The sequence below is a fragment of the Amycolatopsis sp. A133 genome (genome assembly GCF_031082405.1).
Classification (GTDB): domain Bacteria; phylum Actinomycetota; class Actinomycetes; order Mycobacteriales; family Pseudonocardiaceae; genus Amycolatopsis.
In genome coordinates this window covers 183500-198598 of sequence record NZ_JAVHJU010000002.1, presented here as the reverse complement: position 1 = coordinate 198598, position 15099 = coordinate 183500, and the positions used below count along the sequence as shown (strand labels likewise).

Sequence of the window (15099 nt, the reverse complement as noted above, 5' to 3'; positions counted from 1 at the left end):
GCGGCAATGAAGATGTACCGGCCAGCGAAACTTCGCGGAAAGGTCGGATCTAAAACCTTGACCGCTTGTCGCCGCCAGGAGTACACACCGGGTGGACCAGACCACTGGAGGTCGTCATGGCAGACAGGTTCCTCCGCCGGGCGCTCGTCGCGTGCGCGGCGATGCTGGCGGTGTCCGGGCTCCTCACCGCGCCGGCTTCGGCCGACCTGCAGAAGCCGTCGCAGCAGTGGCTGCGCGACAGCCAAGCGGGGCTGTTCCTGCACTGGGGCATGCGCACCTCACCCGGCTACACCAGTTGCAGCGCCTGGGAAAAGGCGATCACCGACGGCGGGTGGAGTCCCGCCTACTGGGTCACCGAGGCCGAGAAGCTGCACGCGTCGTACCTCGTGCTCGCGTCCTTCCACAGCCGCCTCGGCTACTCGCGGGCCTGGCCGTCGGAGATCCCGGGCAGCTGCACCACCGAGCGGGACTTCCTCGGTGAGCTGATCGCCGCGGCGAAACCGCGTGGGCTCAAGGTGATCCTGTACATGACCAACGACGCCCAGTGGCACGACGAGGGCGGCCACGAGTGGCTCGACTCCGCCGGCTACTCGAAGTACAAGGGCAAGACCGTGAACCTCGACGGCCAGGACGGCTTCGGTCAGTTCAGCTACGACAACTTCTTCGAGGTCATGAACAACTACCCCGATCTCGGCGGCTTCTGGATCGACAACGACAACGCCTACTGGGAGTCGCACGACCTGTACCGGCAAATCTACCAGCGGCGTCCGGGCTACCTGCTGAGCAACAACAACGAAGACACGCCGATCATGGACACGATCAGCAACGAGCAGAAGACCGGCATGTCGCCGTCGTACGACTACCCGCAGGCGACGTACACCGCGATGCCGCGGCTCACCGAGGCGTGCTTCAAGCTCCCCGACACCGGCGCGTGGTGGTACAGCGGGTCGAACTCGGCGGTGAACAAGATGCTGAACATCGGCCGGCTCATCACGAACTCGGGTTCGTCGATCAAGTCGCTGATGGCGGAAACGGCCATGGTGAACGGCAGGTTCCCCTCGAACCAGGAGGGGTTCAACAACTTCGCGAAGACCTACCTGGACGCGATCTGGGAGTCTCTCGGCGGCACCGAAGGCGCCGGGTACCTGTACGGCGGCATGCAGCCGGGCTTCTGGAACGACGGCGCCCACGGCGTCATCACCATCAAGGGCGACACGCAGTACGTGCACGTCCTGACCAGGCCGTCGACGTCGACGCTGAAGATCCGCGACAACGGCTACCGCATCCGCCGCGTCACGAACCTGCGCACCGGCGCGGCGATCTCCTTCACCCAGGGCGGCGGCAGCCTGACGCTGACCGGGTTGTCCGGCTGGGATCCCTACGACACGGTGTTCAAGGTCGAGACGGCGGGCCGCGCCGGCACGTACGACCCGAAGACCGTGACGCTCAAGGCGAGCGCTTCGGCGAGTGGACACAGTGGACAGTCGGCGAGCGACGGCAGTTACCTCACCTACTTCGACAACAACAAGACGCTGCCGGTCAACCTGGACTACGACCTCGGAGCAGCGAAGAAGGTGCAGTACCTCGGGGTCAACCAGCGCGAGGACTCGGTCGGCTACGCCCGCTCGGACACCGAACAGTCGGCGCGGATCAAGGCGTACAAGGTGTTCGTGTCGGATGACGGCAAGGACTGGGGCAGTGCCGTCAAGTCCGGGACGCTGCCGAGCCACCGCGGTGTCCGGTTCGTCGACCTTTCCGCGGTGACGGCCCGGTACGTGCGGCTCCAGGTGACGAGCACGTACGCGGCCTCGAGCGACAGTTCACGCTACAAGCGGCTGCGGATCGACGAGACCTGGCTGGGCTCGGCCTACGCGACCGCGGCGGGCTGAGCGGTCAGGAGGTCGACGGTCAGGGCCGCGGTCCAGCTGAACGAGCGGGTGCCGTGGCCGGTGCCGGTCAGCGGGTCGCAGTACTCGGCGAAGCCGGTCCCGAAGGCGGTCTCGACGAGGTCGTCCCGCAAGCGCTCGGCGAGGGCGTGCTCACCGTGGCCGAGCAGCCCTCGCCGGACCAGCCAGCCGACGTTGGACCACGACGGCCCCCGCCAGTAGCGGCCCGGGTCGAAGCCCGGCGCGGTCAGGTCGTAACTCGGGACGCCGTGCACCCGGCCGAGCCCGAAGCGCGGGCCGGTCGCGGTGGCCAGCAGGGCCGGCGCGACCGCCAGGTCCGGCAGCACCAGCGGCAGCAGGCCCGCGCAGGTGTGCTCGCGGATCAGCGCGCCGGTGTGGACGTCGCGGGCGAAGAAGAAGCCGTTCTCCCACAGCGTTTCCTGCAACGCCTTCTCGACGCGTGCCGCGGCTTCGCGGTGCGCGCCCGAGGGCAGGCCGAGTTCCTCGGCGATCTCGGCCAGCGCCAGCTCGGCGTCGGCCAGCAAGGCGTTGAAACCGGGGTCTTCGACGACGAAGTCCCCGGGGGCGCGGTAGCCGCTGTCCCGGTAAGCGGTGGCGAGCCGGACGTACCGGCCGTAGTCGTCGTCGCTCGGCCGGTCGCCGGCCTCGCCGTGCGTCAGGTCGCGGCGGACGAACCCGGTGGCGGGCGTGACGCGCGAAAGCGGACCGTCCCAGGCCGGGCTGTTGTCCATGCCGGATTCCCACGGGTGCACGATCGCCACCAGCCCGCGCCCGCCCGCGTCGCGGCGGGTCCGCAGGTAGTCGTGCCAGGCCACGAGCTTCGGGTACAGCGCGGCGAGGAAGGCGTGGTCGGGCGCGGCTTCGTGCACCGCGAGCACCGCACGGGCGTGCACCGGCGGCTGGACCAGGCCCGACGTCCGCCCGGCCCGCCAGAAGGACGGGCCCGGGAAGTACGCCTCGGGCGGCGTGCCCGGGTCGAACACGATGTGCGGCACGCGGCCGTCGGGCCACTGCGCGGAGAACAGCGTCAGCAGCTCGCGCCGCGCGCGCCCGGGCGACAGGTGGCGCAGGCCGAAGGCGATGAAGGCGGAGTCCCAGCTCCACTGGTGGGGGTAGAGCGAACGCGAGGGCACGGTCGACGAGCCGAGCCAGTTGCCGGCCAGGACAGCCGCGGCCCGCTCCCGTGTTACGTTCATATGTCCAATCTATCTCCGACTTGTGTCTTGTCAATGGACAAAAGTCTGAAGGGGGCTCTGCGATGACCAGCGCCGGCGAGCTGTTGCAGCTGGTCCGGACGGGGCAGGCGAGCACCCGCAAGGCGCTGCAGGTCCGCAGCGGGCTGTCGCGCTCGACGCTCACCGCGCGCCTCGAGCAGCTCCAAACGGCGGGCCTGCTGGCCGAGGGCGGCCAGGAGGACTCCACCGGCGGCCGCCCGGCGCGGCAGCTGCGGTTCGACGACCGGCACGCCGTCGTCCTCGCCGCGAGCATCGACACGACGCACGCCGAGGCGGCCGTCACCGATCTGTCGGGTCGGGTAGTGGCCCGCCGCGCGGGCGAGCTGCGGGTCGCCGACGGCCCGGAGCCCGTGCTCGACCGGATCGCGGAGTGGTTCGAGGCGCTGCGGGCCGAGGCGGGCCGTCCGGTGTGCGGCGTGGGCGTTTCGGTGCCGGGCCCGGTGGAGCCCGGCCGCGCCCGGGTCACGCAGCCGCCGATCATGCCGGGCTGGGACGGCTACCCGATCGACGGCCACCTCGGCGCGCGGTTCGGCGCCCCGGTGCTGGTGGACAACGACGCGAACCTGATGGCGCTGGGCGAGCACCGCGCCCGGTATTCGGACTCGGCGGCGCTGGTCGTGGTCAAGGTGTCGACCGGGATCGGCGCGGGCCTGGTCCTCGGCGGCGAGGTGTACCGCGGGATCGACGGCGGCGCGGGCGACATCGGCCACATCCGCCTCCCCGGGCACCCGGAGGCGCCGTGCCTGTGCGGTTCCCGCGGCTGCCTGGCGGCCGTCGCCGGGGGCGGGGCCCTGGCGGCGAAGCTGACGGAGCTGGGCCTGCCGACGGACTCGGGCTCGGGTGTCCGCGACCGGATCACGGCGGGGGACCCGGCCGCGGTGCGGCTCGCCGAAGTGGCGGGCCGCCAGGTGGGGGAGGTGCTGGCGACGCTGGTGTGCGTGGTCAACCCGGGGGTGGTGGTGATCGCCGGAGACCTCGCGGAGCCGCACTTCGTGGCCGGTGTCCGGGAGGTGCTCTACCGGCGGGCGCTGCCGCGGGCGACGCAGAACCTGCGCGTGGAAATCGGCGGCCGGGGCGAGGGAATGGCGGTGGCCGGCGCGGTCGCGATGGTCGTCGACGCGGTGTTCGCCCCCGCCGAGGTGGACCGGCGGCTGGCGTGACGGCCGAAGTACCGCCACCGCCGGACTGTCCCGAGTGGACGGAGCGACCGACTTTAGTAGGTGGCGCACGCTCCTCGGGCGTGGTCCGCGGTACCAGCACGAAACGGACCAACCTCGCACTGAATAACATTCCTCGCGTTTTCGTCGCGACAAATCGGATTTCCGTCCCACGGTGCACAGCGCGGGAATTCCCGGCCGGATAACGGTTCCGCACGCACTTCCCCGCGAGCGGAACACCGGCTTAGTCTCAGCCGGGTGTTCCAAGGCCCATTTTCCGGGGGCCGTTTCGAAGAGGGAGATTTCTGTGCGAAGAAGCTCCACCCTGCTCCTTTCGCTCGCGGTGGTGGGTGGCCTGACCGGCGCCCTGCCGGCGACGGCGTCCGCGCAGGGGCGTCAGGACATTCCGCAGTCGCACCCGTTGTGGGCGAACGCGCAGGCGAAGGTCGCCGACACGGCGCCCGCCGCGAAGCTGAGCTTCCGCGTCTACCTGAACCAGCGCGACAACGCCGGCGCCGAGGCGCTGGCCCAGGCCGTGTCCGACCCGGGCAGCAAGACCTACCGCCAGTTCCTGAGCCCCGGCCAGGTGCGTGACCGCTTCGCGGCCACCGACGCGACCGTGAACGCCGTCAAGGCGTGGCTGACCGGCAACGGCTTCAGCATCGGCGAAGTCCCGTCGAACCGCGCCTACGTCGAAGCCACCGGCACCGCGGGCCAGACGGAGCAGGCGTTCGCCGTCGACCTCGGCAAGTACCGGGTCAAGGGCCAGACGCTGCGCGCCGCCGACAAGAACCTGTCGGTGCCGTCGAACCTGGCCGGCGACGTGCTCGGCGTCGTCGGTGTCGACCAGGCCACCAACCTGTTCAAGCCGGACCACACCGACGGCATCGACTCGGGCCAGGCGGCCAAGTCCGTGCAGCCGTCCGACGTCGCGCCCGGCCCCGGGTTCCGCAACGCGCCGCCGTGCAGCGCCTACTACGGCGAGAAGATCGACACCACCGACCCCGCCTACAACGGCAAGCAGCTGCCATACGCGCCCTGCGGCTACACCCCGGCACAGCTGCGGTCGGCCTACGGCGTCGACAAGGTCGGCGCGGACGGCAAGGGCACCACGATCGCCATCGTGGACGCCTTCGCCTCACCGACCATCTACGCCGACGCCAGCGAGTACGCGCGGCGCAACGACCCGGCGCACCCGCTGAAGCAGAGCCAGTTCTCGCAGCACATCTTCCCGGCCAACCCGGTCCTCGAGCCGCCGGACCAGTGCGACGCGGCCGGCTGGTACGGCGAGGAAACCCTCGACGTCGAGGCCGCGCACGGCATGGCGCCGGGCGCGAACATCCTGTACGTCGGCGGGGAGTCCTGCGAGGACAACGCCCTCGACGTGGCGCTGAACTACGTGATCGCCGGCCACAAGGCCGACATCGTGTCGAACTCCTACGGCGACACCGGCGAGGACATCCCGGCCGACGAGGTCAAGGTGTTCAACCAGATCTCGCTGCAGGCGGTCCTCGAGGGCATCGGCGTGTACTTCTCCTCGGGCGACAACGGTGACGAGGTCGCGCGCCTCGGCACGCCGTCGCCGGACTTCTCCGCCTCGGCGCCGTGGATCACCGCGGTCGGCGGCACGTCCATCGCGATCGGCAAGGACGGCAAGCGGATCTTCGAGACCGGCTGGGAGACCAGCAAGTCGCTGCTGGCAGGCGGCGTCTACGGCCCGGCCGCCTACACCAGCGGTTCCGGCGGCGGCACGAGCCGGCTGTTCGAGCAGCCCTTCTACCAGAAGGGCGTCGTGCCGGACGCGCTGGCGACGAAGAACCAGACCGGCAAGAAGAAGGGCCGGGTCGTCCCGGACATCTCCGCGGTCGGCGACCCGAACACCGGCTTCCTGGTCGGCCAGACGCAGACCTTCCCGGAGGGTGCGCACTACGACCAGTACCGGATCGGCGGCACGAGCCTCGCGTCGCCGGTGTTCGCCGGCATCATGGCGGTGGCCGACAGCTTCGACCACTTCCACCACGGCTTCATCAACCCCGTGATCTACAAGCTGACCTCCCGCACCGCGGCGATCAGCGACGTGAAGCACGTGGACGGCCAGGCGGTGGCCCGGGTCGACTACGCGAATTCGGTCGACGCCTCGGACGGCCTGCTCCGCTCGGCGCGGACGCTGGACTACCAGGGCCTGACCATCCACACCACCCCCGGCTACGACGACGTGACCGGGCTCGGGGTGCCCAACGGGCTGCTGTTCCTGCTGCTCGTCTAGTCAGTGCTCGAAGGAAGTGCCCCCTCGCCGCTCCCGGCGAGGGGGCACTTTCACGTGAAAGTGCAGCCAGGGTCAGGAGCCGTTCAGTCCGCGAGGGGGATGACCGCGGTCACCGTGGTGCCGCCGGGGCCGCTGGCCACGTCCAGCTCGCCGCCGAGGGCCTGCACCCGGTCGCGCAGCCCGGCCAGGCCGCTGCCGCCCTCGGCGTCCGCGCCGCCGACACCCGCGTCCGTCACTTCCACCCGCAGTTCGGCGCCGTCCACCGCGATCCGGACGTCGGCGCGGTCGGTCCGGGCGTGCTTCAGCGCGTTCGTCAGCGCCTCCGACGTCACGAAGTAGGCCGTCGCCTCCACCGCCGCGTCGAGGCGCGGCACCGTGCCGACCGTCAGCGCCACCTCCATCGGGATGCGGTGGGCCAGCGACCGGACCGCCGCGACCAGGCCCGCCTCGGTGAGGATCGCCGGGCGGATGCCCCTGGCCAGCTCCCGCAGCTCGGTGATCGCCGTCTGCAGCTCGTCGACCGCGCCGGTCAGCAGGGCCCGCAGCTCCGGCGGCAGCTCGGCGCCGGAGCGGCGGGCGGCCATCCGCAGCAGCAGCACGACGCTGACCAGCCGCTGCTGGGCGCCGTCGTGCAGGTCGCGTTCGAGCCGGCGGCGCTCCTCGTCCCCGGCCGCGACCAGCCGCGCCCGCGACGCGCGCACCTCGGCCAGCCGCTGTTCCAGCTCGGCGGTGAGCCGCTGGTTGTCCAGCACCAGCCCGGCGGCCGCGTTCAGCGCGTCGATCGACCGGCTGTCCTTCCACACCTCGTCGTCCTGCACCAGCGCGGCCAGCCCGGTCCCGTCGCGCTCCAGCAGCAGCCGGATCATCTCGGCGTTGCCGACCCGCGCCCGCATCACCCCGGCCAGGAACGCCAGCGGCCACAGGCAGTACAGGATCCGGTACGCCTGCAGCAGCGGGCCGGACAGCGGGTGCGCGTCGCCGAGCGCCGTGCCCGCCGCCGACGTCAGCGCGCCCGCCAGTGCGATGACCACCACCGGCGACAGCAGCCGCCGCTGCGGGAGCCGCCCGGTCAGCCACCGGTAGAGCAGCACGACGACCACGCCCGCGCTGGTCGCCGTCGCGGCGAGCGCCAGTGCGCGGCCGACCGCGGGACTGGCCCGCACGTCGGCCGAGACGGCCAGCAGGTCGCGCGGGTCGTCGTTGGCCAGCAAGCCGATCACGCCGATGCCGAGCACCACGGCGTAGGCCGCGGCCACCAGCAGCCGTTCCCACCGCGAGCGCAGCCTCCCGTGCGGGAACGCGAGCACCAGGTGCGCGATCACCGGGCTGGACGCGGCGCGCAGCGGCACGGCGATCGTGTACAGCACCGGGTTCCGGGTGAACTGCAGGTCCTCGAGGAACAGGGCGACGCCGGCGAGGGCGATGAGCACCGCGATCGGGTTGGCCGGGCGCCGCACGTGCGCGACCGCGCCCGCGAGCAGGAAGAGGAACCCGGTCGTGGTGCTGAGCGCGGTGTCGAGCGCGGAGTGGGTGCCTTCGGCGGCTTTGAGCGTCAGCGCGACCACGCCGAGCGCGCAGCCGGCCGCCAGGAGGCCCGTCATCACCGACGTCCGCGGGTGCTGCACTTCGCGACCCCTCCCCGGCGGCTTCTTGGCGGGTGTGTGAAGTGGTCCGGCAACGGCTAACCGTGATTCGTCCGTTCGGGCCGTCGCGTTACACCACGCGGCTGCGCTTTAGGGTGATCGCGACGAGAGGCAGGACATGAGCGGACGTGGCTTGGACGCTGAGGTCTTCGGCGGGCGGATGCCGGCGGGCGGGCGCGACCTGGCGATCGAAACCCACGGCATCACACCGGTGCCGGAGGACAACCGGTTCGGGCGCCCGTGGCGGCTGTTCAGCGTGTGGTTCGCGCCCAACCTGACGATGACGGCGGTGTTCACCGGCACCCTGGCGGCGTCGCTCGGCCTCGGCTTCCGGACGGGCCTGGCCGCGATGCTCCTGGGCACGGTGCTGGGGTCGCTGCCGGTGGCGTACCTGTCGACGTGGGGCCCGCGCACGGGCACCGGGCAGCTGCCGCTCGCCCGGCTGCCGTTCGGCGGCGGCGTCGTGCTGCCCGGCCTGGTGCAGTGGCTCGGCTCGATCGCCTGGGACGCCCTCGTCGGCCTGTTCGGCGGCGAGGCGCTGGCCGAGCTGACCGGGCTGCCGTTCTGGGCGGCGGTGCTGATCGTGCTCGTGCTGCAGTGCGCGCTCGGCGTGTTCGGCTACGCGCTGATCCACCGCGTCCAGGCGGTGATGAGCGTGCTGCTGGTGCTCGCGTTCGCCGCGCTGATCGGGAAAGTCGTTTCCGGACACGCGATCGCCGTCGCCGACACCGCGTCCGGCGCCGACCTGGCCGGCGGCTTCGTCCTGTTCACGACGATCACGCTGTCGCTGGCGATCTCCTGGGCGCCCTACGCGGCGGACTTCAGCCGCTACCTGCCCGTCTCGGCTTCGTCGCGAGCGGTCTTCTGGGCGACGCTGCTCGGCCTCGTCGTGTCGTACGCGATCGGCGAAGGGCTCGGGCTCGCCCTGGGGTCGTCGCTCGGCGACCACACGGCGTCCGGGATCGCCCAGCTGCTCGGCGGCGGGTTCCTGGGCGCGCTGGCGCTGGCGGTGATCGCGCTGGCGGCGGTGTCGTCGAACGCGATGAACGACTACAGCGGCTCGCTGGCCCTGCAGACCGTCGGCGTCCGGCTACGGCGCCCGGTGTCGGCGGTGGTCGTCACGGTGCTCGCGTTCGCGCTGATCCTCTGGATGCACAGCGGCGACCTTTCGGCGAAGTTCGAGAACGTGCTGCTGTTCGTCTCCTACTGGATTCCGCCGTTCCTCGGCGTGGTGCTCCCGGACTGGCTCGCGCGCACCCGCGGCGGGCGGCGGGTGGACGTCCTGGCTTCGGTTCCCGTCCGCCCCTGGGCCGCGGTGGTGGCGTTCGTGCTCGGGTTCGCGGCGGCGGTGCCGTTCATGAACACGTCCCTCTACACGGGACCGGTCGCGGCGGCGCTGCACGGCGCGGACCTCGCGTACTACGTCGGCCTCGTCGTTTCGCTGGCAGCGTATTTCCTGCTGCGCGGCCGATCGCGGTTGACCTCGAGTAATATAGAGGTCTGACGATGGTGGGCAACCCCTCGAAGGAGGAACCATGCCCACCGCACTCGTCACCGGTGCTTCCGCCGGCCTGGGCCGCGCCCTCGCGGCCGCCCTCGTGAGTCGCCAGTGGACGGTCATCGGCGACGGCCGCGACGCGGCCGCGTTGCGTTCTGCTGCTCGCGAGGACGGCTTCACGGCCATCCCCGGCGACGTCACCGACCCGGCCCACCGCGCCTCGCTCGCCGACGCCTGTCCTGCGCTCGACCTGCTCGTCAACAACGCGAGTTCCCTGGGCGTCAGCCCGCTCCCACCGCTCGGCCGTTATCCCTTGGCGGCGCTGGAAGACGTCTACCGCGTCAACGTCTTCGCACCGCTGGCTTTGACGCAGCTCCTGCTACCCGCTCTGACCGCGGCGCGCGGCGTCGTGATCGACGTCAGTTCGGACGCTGCTGTCGAAGCGTACGAAGGGTGGGGCGGCTACGGCTCGGCGAAGGCGGCCCTCGACCAGCTGACCGCCGTCCTGGGCGTGGAACACCCGGACCTGTCCGTGTACGCGGTCGATCCGGGCGACCTGCGCACGGCGATGCACCAGCGAGCGTTCCCCGGTGCGGACATCTCGGACCGCCCGCTGCCGGAGACGGCCGTCCCGGCGTTCCTGAGGTTGCTCGACGAGCGCCCATCGAGCGGCCGCTACCGCGCCGCCGACCTCCTGGTGACGGCATGAACATCCGGTTCGACCTGCCTGCGGAGCTGTCGGCGTCGGCCCCGCCCGAGGCCAGGGGCCTGTCGCGCGACGAGGTCCGCCTGCTGGTCGCATCGCCGTCCGGCGTCCACCACACGGTGTTCACCTCGCTGGGCGAGTACCTCCGGCCGGGTGACCTGCTGGTCGTCAACACCTCGGGGACACTCCCGGCGGCGGTCGACGCTCTACGGGCGGGGCGCCCGGTCGTGGTCCACTTCTCGACGGCGCTCGACGACGGCTCTTGGGTCGTCGAGCTGCGCGCGCCGGGAGGTCCCTTGCTCGACGGTCGGGTGGGGGAGCGCCTTTCGCTGGCCGGGGACGCGTCGCTGACGTTGCTGGCCCCGGCGGTCGCGGGGACGGCCCGCTTGTGGCGGGCGGCGGTGTCGGTCGAGGTGCCGGAGTTCCTCGCGACGGTGGGGCGCCCCATCCGCTACGGGTACGTCCCGCGGGAGTGGCCGCTGGCGGATTACCAGACGGTGTTCGCCCGCGAGCCGGGCAGCGCGGAGATGCCCTCGGCGGGCCGGGCGTTCACGGCGGGGGTGGTGACGGGGCTGGTGACGGACGGGGTGTTGTTCGCACCGCTGCTGTTGCACACGGGCGTGTCCTCGCCGGAGGCGGGCGAGCCACCCCAGGCGGAGCGGTTCCGCGTCCCCCCGGCAACGGCGGCCCTGGTTTTGTGGGTCAGGTCCCGCGGGGGCCGGGTGATCGCGGTGGGGACGACAGCGGCTCGGGCGTTGGAGTCGGCGTTCGACGGCGGTGTCGTCGGCGCGGCCGAGGGCTGGACGGAGCTGGTGCTGGGCCCGGACCGCCCGGCGCGGGTGGTGGACGGGATCGTGACGGGGCTGCACGCCCCGGACGCGTCCCACTTGCTGCTGCTGGAGGCGGTGGCGGGAGCGGAGGTGGTCCAGCGCGCGTATGACGCGGCGGTGGAGCAGCGGTACTTGTGGCACGAGTTCGGCGACGTGTCGCTCCTGCTGCGCCGGTGAGTCGCGGCTGATTCGCCGCGGTCGGGCAGGCTCGCGTTGACGCCGGCCGGGCCTTCGAGCAGGGCCGCCCTACGAGCGGGTTCGGTCGCCCGGTCAGTGGCGCCGGTGCCGGTGGCGGCCCCCAGCAGCCCGGGCCCTCAAGCAGCCCCCGCCCTCTCCGGGGGTCCGGCCCCGCGTCCAGCGTATCCGGCCCTCCCGACAAAAACCGGAAAACCCCACTGCCAAGCCCGGGTTGTCCACAGGCCCACCCACCTGTGGACAACCCGGCCAGCAACCCCTACCGGCCCGCTTCGACCTGCCGCCGCGAGCGGAGCAACCCGGCCACCACCACGGCGGCCACCCCCAGCCCGACCCCGCTGACGATCGACGCCACCAAACTCGCCGTCCCGGTGGCCAGGCCGAACGCCCCGCCCAGGTACACCGGGATCGACATCGCCACCGGCAGCCAGTTGCGCAGCAGGAACGCCCGGTCCGATGCCACCCACAGCACCAGCGTCACCGCCGCACCCGTGGTCACCGGGATCGCCCAGACGACCGCGCTCGTCAGCGGGTCCATCCCCAACGACCTGAGCCACTCGAACGACGCCTGGCCCAGCCCGATGAACAACACCACCAGCGCCACGCGGACGCCGACGCCCCGTCGAGGTGCGGTGCTCGTCATGACTTCCTCCCGAATCCGTGGTCACCTTTACCACGTCCGGGTGACGCGGGCGGTTGCCCGCGCCGGTGACTTTCTCCGGTGGCCGTAGGGGCCGGGGCCGCCGATGTCAAGAAATCTCACCGGATGTCCCGGGATGCGGATGGCTATGCGCCTGAGTGGGTGACCGTGCGAACCTCGCCCCGACACCGACGAAAGGCGATGCTGACGTGCGCACCTCCCGGAGAACCCTGGCCTCGGCGCTGGCCGCTCTGACCGTCGTGGGCGTGCTCGCGGGCTGTTCGCGCGCGGACAGCACCACCGCACCGGCCGCCGACCAGGGCGCCGCCGGTGAGGTCCGGGTCGGGTTCTTCCCGAACGTCACCCACGCGCCCGCCCTGATCGGCGTCAAGAAGGACTTCTTCAAGAACGAGCTCGGCTCGGCCAAGCTCACCACCCAGACCTTCAACGCCGGCCCCGAAGAGGTCAACGCCCTGCTCGGCGGCTCCCTCGACGTCGCGTTCATCGGTTCCGGGCCGGCGATCAACGCCTTCACCAAGTCCAAGGGCGCCATCCAGCTGGTCTCCGGCGCCGTCTCGGGCGGCGCGCAGCTGGTCGTCAAACCGGACATCACGAGCGTCGAGCAGCTCAAGGGCAAGAACATCGCCACGCCGCAGCTGGCCAACACCCAGGACGTCGCGCTCAAGAAGTTCCTGGCCGGCAAGCAGCTGACCGACCAGGTCAAGATCACCAACCTCGACAACCCGAAGACGCTCGACGCCTTCAAGAAGGGCGAGGTCGACGGCGGCTGGCTGCCCGAGCCGTGGGCGTCGCGGCTGGTCCTCGACGCCGGCGCGAAGGTCCTGGTCGACGAGAAGACGCTGTGGCCGGGCGGGCGTTTCCCGTCCACCGTCGTCATCGTGCGCAGCGAGTTCCTGCAGCAGCACCCGGACACCGTCCGCGCGCTCCTCAAGGGCGAGCTCGCCGCGATCGACTGGGCGAAGGCCAACCCGGCGGACGCGAAGACCGTGGTCAACGGCGCCCTCAAGGAGCTGGCCGGCAGTACCCTGAGTGCAGCGGTCCTGGACCGCGCGTTCTCCGGCATCGAGCTGACCACCGACCCCATCGCCACCGAATTCCCGCAGCTCGCGCAGGACTCGGTGACGGCCGGCGTGGTGAAGTCGGCGGTGGCGCTGAAGGGCTTCGCCGACTTCGGGCCGCTGAACGCGGTGCTGAAGGCGCAGAACCTGCCCGCCGTCGTAGCTCCCGAACTGACCAAGTGATCCGGAGAGGCAGCCACCGATGACCACCACCCTCCCGACCGGCCGGTCGAATTTCACCGGCGCGACCGCGGTGCGTCTCGACGGCGTGCGCAAGACGTTCGGGACCGCCGGCCGCGCGGTCGTCGCGCTCGACGGCGTGGACCTGACGGTCGCGCCCGGCGAGTTCGTCTGCCTGCTCGGTGCCTCCGGCTGCGGCAAGAGCACGCTGCTGAACCTGGTCGCCGGGCTGGACGCGCCGTCGGCGGGCGAGATCACGCTGAACACGTCCCGGCCCGCGGTGATGTTCCAGGAAGCCGCGCTGATGCCGTGGCTGACCGCGGCCCGCAACGTCGAGCTGCCGCTGCGGCTGGCCGGGTTCGGCCGGGCCGAGCGCCGCGAAAAGGCCGCCGAGCTGCTGGACCTGGTGCGGCTGAACGGCGCGGGCGGCAAGCGGCCGCACGAGCTTTCCGGCGGGATGCGGCAGCGCGTCGCGCTGGCCCGCGCCCTGGCCGCGACGCTGCGCGTCGGCGGTGACCCGGAACAGTCGCTCCTGCTGATGGACGAGCCGTTCGCCGCGCTCGACGCCATCACCCGCGACGTCCTGCAGGGCGAGCTGCTGCGCGTCTACCGCAGCACGGGCACGTCCGTGCTGTTCGTGACGCACGACGTGCGCGAGGCGGTCCGGCTCGGCCAGCGCGTGGTGCTGCTGTCGTCGCGGCCCGGCCGGGTCGTGCGGGAGTGGACGGACGTGCCGCTGGCCGACGCCACGGAGCTGACCGAGGAAATCACCGGGCACCTGCGTGAGGTGATCAGCACCCATGCCGCAGCTTGACCGGTCCGCGGAGGCCGACCTCGACGCGGTCGGCGCCGGACTGGATTCGCTCGACGCCCCGGTCGGGGAACGGCGCCCGGGTTTCTGGAAGCGGTTCGCCTGGGGGTTCCTGCCCCCGGTGGGCGCGCTCGTCGTGCTGGTCGTCGTCTGGCAGATCCTGTGGGCGGCCGCGTTCTGGCCCGAGGCGCAGCTGCCCGCGCCGCTGGCGGTGTGGAACGAATTCCGGGGCATCGTCGTCGACGGCCAGGTGTTCGGGTTCGTCTGGACGTCGGTGCACCGCGCCGCGCTCGGGTTCCTGGCCGGCGTGCTCATCGGCACGCCGCTCGGCTTGGTGGTGGCGAAGGTCCGCGTGGTGCGGGCGGCGATCGGGCCGTTGCTGACGGGGTTGCAGAGTCTCCCGTCGGTGGCCTGGGTGCCGGCGGCGATCCTGTGGTTCGGGATCAACGACGCGGCCATCTACTTCGTGGTGCTGCTCGGCTCGGTGCCGTCGATCGCGAACGGCCTGGTGTCCGGTATCGACCAGATCCCGCCGATCCTCCCGCGCGTCGGCCAGGTGATGGGCGCCAACCGGCTGTCGTCGGCCCGCCACATCCTGCTGCCCGCGGCGCTGCCCGGCTTCCTCGCCGGGCTCAAGCAGGGCTGGGCGTTTTCCTGGCGTTCGCTGATGGCGGCCGAGCTGATCGCGCTGTCCCCGCAGCTGGGCATCGGCCTCGGCGCGTACCTGAACCAGGGTTCGTCGTTCAACAGCATGGAGACGGTGATCGCGGCGATCTTCCTGATCCTGCTGGTCGGCGTGGGGATCGAGCTGATCGTGTTCCGCCCGCTGGAGCGCGCGGTGCTGCGGGCCCGCGGGCTCACGTCATCGCTGTAGAAACCCCTCCGGCCCGGGGTCGTGAGTGGTAAGGAGGGTTCTAACCCTCCTTACCACTCACGACAAGCCGTGGCAGAC

12 protein-coding genes are annotated in these 15099 nt (G+C 71.6%); 9 read left to right on the top strand and 3 right to left on the bottom strand.

What is annotated here, in order from left to right:
* Window positions 1-116: 116 nt before the first annotated feature.
* On the top strand, window positions 117-1889 hold the full coding sequence (locus Q5425_RS02775; protein ID WP_308670457.1) for an alpha-L-fucosidase: 1773 nt from the start codon (window positions 117-119) through the stop codon (window positions 1887-1889).
* On the opposite strand, the gene Q5425_RS02770 is transcribed toward Q5425_RS02775, so the two are convergent.
* The gene (locus Q5425_RS02770; RefSeq protein WP_308670456.1) at window positions 1868-3103 is read right to left on the bottom strand and encodes an MGH1-like glycoside hydrolase domain-containing protein; all 1236 of its coding nucleotides are present in this window, start codon (window positions 3101-3103) and stop codon (window positions 1868-1870) included. The two genes, Q5425_RS02775 and Q5425_RS02770, sit on opposite strands and share 22 nt — an antisense overlap.
* A 62-nt stretch (window positions 3104-3165) precedes the next feature.
* Here Q5425_RS02770 and Q5425_RS02765 point away from each other — a divergent pair, with 62 nt between their 5' ends.
* Both Q5425_RS02765 and Q5425_RS02760 read left to right on the top strand, forming a co-directional pair.
* Window positions 3166-4302 carry an ROK family protein gene (locus tag Q5425_RS02765; RefSeq protein WP_308670455.1) on the top strand — a complete coding sequence of 379 codons (1137 nt, stop codon included), beginning with the start codon at window positions 3166-3168 and terminating at the stop codon, window positions 4300-4302.
* Between the two features lie 304 nt (window positions 4303-4606).
* Entirely contained in the window at window positions 4607-6565 is a 1959-nt protein-coding gene (locus Q5425_RS02760; RefSeq protein ID WP_308670454.1) for a S53 family peptidase, read from the top strand.
* Window positions 6566-6648: 83 nt separating this feature from the next.
* On the opposite strand, the gene Q5425_RS02755 is transcribed toward Q5425_RS02760, so the two are convergent.
* Window positions 6649-8166, bottom strand: coding sequence for a sensor histidine kinase (locus Q5425_RS02755; RefSeq protein WP_308670453.1), 1518 nt, complete (start codon window positions 8164-8166; stop codon window positions 6649-6651).
* Between the two features lie 175 nt (window positions 8167-8341).
* On the opposite strand from Q5425_RS02755, the gene Q5425_RS02750 reads away from it, so the two are divergent.
* The 3 genes from Q5425_RS02750 to Q5425_RS02740 are packed head-to-tail and all read left to right on the top strand — an operon-like array spanning window position 8342 to window position 11419.
* Entirely contained in the window at window positions 8342-9712 is a 1371-nt protein-coding gene (locus Q5425_RS02750) for a cytosine permease (protein WP_308670452.1), read from the top strand.
* A gap of 31 nt (window positions 9713-9743) precedes the next feature.
* Window positions 9744-10415: an SDR family NAD(P)-dependent oxidoreductase gene (locus Q5425_RS02745; RefSeq protein WP_308670451.1), complete on the top strand. Its 672-nt coding sequence runs from the start codon at window positions 9744-9746 to the stop codon at window positions 10413-10415.
* A complete protein-coding gene (locus Q5425_RS02740; RefSeq protein WP_308670450.1) occupies window positions 10412-11419 on the top strand; it encodes an S-adenosylmethionine:tRNA ribosyltransferase-isomerase in 1008 nt (335 codons plus the stop codon). Before Q5425_RS02745 ends, Q5425_RS02740 begins: the two co-directional genes overlap by 4 nt.
* A 277-nt stretch (window positions 11420-11696) precedes the next feature.
* Here the strand turns inward: Q5425_RS02740 and Q5425_RS02735 are convergent, their stop codons facing one another.
* Window positions 11697-12080 carry a hypothetical protein gene (locus tag Q5425_RS02735; protein ID WP_308670449.1) on the bottom strand — a complete coding sequence of 128 codons (384 nt, stop codon included), beginning with the start codon at window positions 12078-12080 and terminating at the stop codon, window positions 11697-11699.
* Window positions 12081-12286: 206 nt separating this feature from the next.
* On the opposite strand from Q5425_RS02735, the gene Q5425_RS02730 reads away from it, so the two are divergent.
* The 3 genes from Q5425_RS02730 to Q5425_RS02720 are packed head-to-tail and all read left to right on the top strand — an operon-like array spanning window position 12287 to window position 15021.
* Window positions 12287-13339, top strand: coding sequence for an ABC transporter substrate-binding protein (locus Q5425_RS02730; RefSeq protein ID WP_308670448.1), 1053 nt, complete (start codon window positions 12287-12289; stop codon window positions 13337-13339).
* A 19-nt stretch (window positions 13340-13358) separates the two neighbouring features.
* The gene (locus tag Q5425_RS02725; RefSeq protein WP_308670447.1) at window positions 13359-14150 is read left to right on the top strand and encodes an ABC transporter ATP-binding protein; all 792 of its coding nucleotides are present in this window, start codon (window positions 13359-13361) and stop codon (window positions 14148-14150) included.
* The gene (locus tag Q5425_RS02720; protein WP_308670446.1) at window positions 14137-15021 is read left to right on the top strand and encodes an ABC transporter permease; all 885 of its coding nucleotides are present in this window, start codon (window positions 14137-14139) and stop codon (window positions 15019-15021) included. Before Q5425_RS02725 ends, Q5425_RS02720 begins: the two co-directional genes overlap by 14 nt.
* Window positions 15022-15099 lie beyond the last annotated feature (78 nt).

Bases quoted from the DNA above. Each gene is read 5' to 3' on its own strand.
- Q5425_RS02775 (WP_308670457.1), top strand. From the start codon at position 117: ATGGCAGACAGGTTCCTCCGCCGGGCGCTCGTCGCGTGCGCGGCGATG.
- Q5425_RS02770 (WP_308670456.1), bottom strand. From the start codon at position 3,103: ATGAACGTAACACGGGAGCGGGCCGCGGCTGTCCTGGCCGGCAACTGG.
- Q5425_RS02765 (WP_308670455.1), top strand. From the start codon at position 3,166: ATGACCAGCGCCGGCGAGCTGTTGCAGCTGGTCCGGACGGGGCAGGCG.
- Q5425_RS02755 (WP_308670453.1), bottom strand. From the start codon at position 8,166: ATGACGGGCCTCCTGGCGGCCGGCTGCGCGCTCGGCGTGGTCGCGCTG.
- Q5425_RS02745 (WP_308670451.1), top strand. From the start codon at position 9,744: ATGCCCACCGCACTCGTCACCGGTGCTTCCGCCGGCCTGGGCCGCGCC.
- Q5425_RS02740 (WP_308670450.1), top strand. From the start codon at position 10,412: ATGAACATCCGGTTCGACCTGCCTGCGGAGCTGTCGGCGTCGGCCCCG.
- Q5425_RS02735 (WP_308670449.1), bottom strand. From the start codon at position 12,080: ATGACGAGCACCGCACCTCGACGGGGCGTCGGCGTCCGCGTGGCGCTG.
- Q5425_RS02725 (WP_308670447.1), top strand. From the start codon at position 13,359: ATGACCACCACCCTCCCGACCGGCCGGTCGAATTTCACCGGCGCGACC.
- Q5425_RS02720 (WP_308670446.1), top strand. From the start codon at position 14,137: ATGCCGCAGCTTGACCGGTCCGCGGAGGCCGACCTCGACGCGGTCGGC.